This is a genomic window from Arthrobacter sp. HMWF013 (assembly GCF_003061105.1).
Classification (GTDB): Bacteria; Actinomycetota; Actinomycetes; order Actinomycetales; family Micrococcaceae; genus Arthrobacter.
In genome coordinates this window covers 1-2,338 of record NZ_QAIQ01000550.1, presented here as the reverse complement: position 1 = coordinate 2,338, position 2,338 = coordinate 1, and the positions used below count along the sequence as shown (strand labels likewise).

Here is a 2,338-nt window from a genome sequence, read left to right as displayed (position 1 = left end):
CCTGACCGTCCGCGTCCTGGTTGGGGACGGTAAGGCCGGGGCCGGCATACCCGGCGGCGGCGCGTCCAGGGGCGGCGCGTCCGGGGGCGTGCCCGGGGGCGGAGTGTCCGTCGATGGCCCGGGAACCCACCTGCCCGCTCCACGAACGGACCGCGGTGTGTGGCTTCGGTTAGGCCAGGGCCCTCAACCGGCGAACCTTCGGTTCGAGCCGCCTGTTCCGGGCCAGCAGATTCCGACTGCAGGCGTGCTCCCCCTGACGCTCAACCCTGGCATGCCAATCACCACCATCCGGGGCCCGCAGGCTTCCATTGATGGACTGGTCAGGTCGCTGGTGATGCAGCTGGCAGGTTACCCATCAGGCCGGGGCACCCGCGTGGTTATTCACGGCCAGGCGGGCCGGATTCCCCTCGCCGCGCGCTATCTGGAGGACGTCACTCTTTCCGGCAACGCAACCACGACTAAAACTGTTCTGGAGCACGGCTTTGGCTCCGGGCACGGAGTCCTGATTCTCCTGGACACGTCAGTTTCTGCCGACGCGATCATCAGGAAGGCCCAGGAAAACGCATGGCAGGTCCTTCGGTTCCTAAGCGGCGCAGCGGCCCCGATGCCAGCCGATGTGGAACTGGGTGATGGCACTTCCCTGTTCCGCACAGGTGACCGGACCATCCCGTTTGCGCCGGATTTGGCACCCCCGGGCGTCTTCACCATGTTTTGCCGGCGGCTTGCACAAGATGCCACCGGCTCCGGTAACTCCAGACCAAGCATCCCGGTATCGTGCCGGCTGGAGGATACGCTTCCGCATTCGACGCCGGAAACCGCCGTCCGTTGGTCAACAAACCGCCACCGCCCCGGACTGGCCGTCCCCATCGGTCTGGCGCTGGACGGCGTCCGCCTGCTTGATCTCCAAGCCGATGGACCCCACCTGCTGGTCGCGGGTACCACGGGTTCAGGCAAGTCCGAACTCCTGCGGAGCCTGACCGTTGCCTTGGCCCTCAGCTACCCGCCGGATCGCATCAATTTCCTCTTCGTCGACTTCAAAGGCGGCTCAGGGCTCGGCCCATTGATCGGACTCCCGCACTGCGTGGGGATGATCACCGACCTGACGACTTACGAGCTGGAGCGGTCCCTGCAGTCCCTCCGTGCCGAGATCAGGTTCCGTGAGGAAGTGCTCGCCGAAGTTCAGGCCCCTGATCTGGCGTCCTATCGCGCCTCTTCGGCCGCTGGCCCACCGCTACCACATCTCATGATCGTCATCGATGAATTCCGCATGCTCGTGGAGGACGCCCCCGAGGCGCTCCGTGAGCTGATGAGAATCGCAGCAATCGGACGCTCGCTGGGGATCCACCTGATCATGGCAACGCAACGCCCCCAAGGGGCCTTGACGGCAGACATCCGTGCCAACGTGACAACCAGCATCGCTTTGCGTGTCCAATCGGAGATGGAGTCCATGGACATCATCGATTCCAACGTCGCGGCAGGGATCAGCCTGGACACCCCTGGAAGGGCTTTTCTCGCTCGGGGGACGGAGCCGCCCCTGGAGTTCCAAGCCGCTTCGCTGACAGCCGGAGCCCTGACGTCGGAGCCGTCCGGGCTGTCGCTGCGGTTGGCATCTGAATACATGGACTGCGCTACGGTGTCCGAATCTTCGCATGCTCTTGGATATCGGGGAGCCACAGGCACGGAACCTACCCCCGCCACTGCGACCGCTCCGTTGGTGGCTTCCACGTCCGCGCTTTGGACATCCTTGAACGGCTCAGCCGTCCGTAAGCCAGTAGCGCCGGCCCTCCCCCTCGTTTTGCATGAACCCGATGGCTCACTGGGAGCCGGGACACTTGGCTCTGCTGGGAATGGTCTCGGGGCCGTTGGGAATGCCGGCACCTGGCAAGGCCGGCCTGTCAGTCAAGGATGGTCCGTCAAACTCGGCTTGGTGGACTTACCTTCCGAACAACGAACGGCACCCCTCATCTGGAAACCTGCTGGTCATGGCCATCTGGGTCTCGTCGGCGCCCCTGAGTCCGGAGTGCAGGAGGCTATCCGGCTGGCCGTCCTCAACGTGGCATCGCACCCGTGGGAATCACATCTATACGTACTGGACCCGGACAACTCGTTCGGGGATGTGGGCTCCCATGGCCGCGTCGGCGCCAGGGCCGGGCTCCACGAGCTTCGTCGCGCCATCCGCATTCTGGAGCGCCTGGCACACGAGCAGTCCCTGCGGCTGGCGCGTCAGGCGTTGGCCGCCCAGGAAACTCCCCTTGTGTTGGCGATTGCGGGCTGGGGTTCCTGGGTGTCGGCCTTTCGTGCCGGCCCGTGGGGCTGGGCGGAGGAACTGGTCAATGAC

At 65.1% G+C, this 2,338-nt stretch carries 1 protein-coding gene; it reads left to right on the top strand.

The window, feature by feature from the left end; all coding sequences use genetic code 11:
* Window positions 1–271 precede the first annotated feature (271 nt).
* Window positions 272–2,338: FtsK/SpoIIIE domain-containing protein (locus DBR22_RS18795; protein ID WP_258229302.1), on the top strand; the 2,067-nt coding region annotated here is incomplete at its 3' end.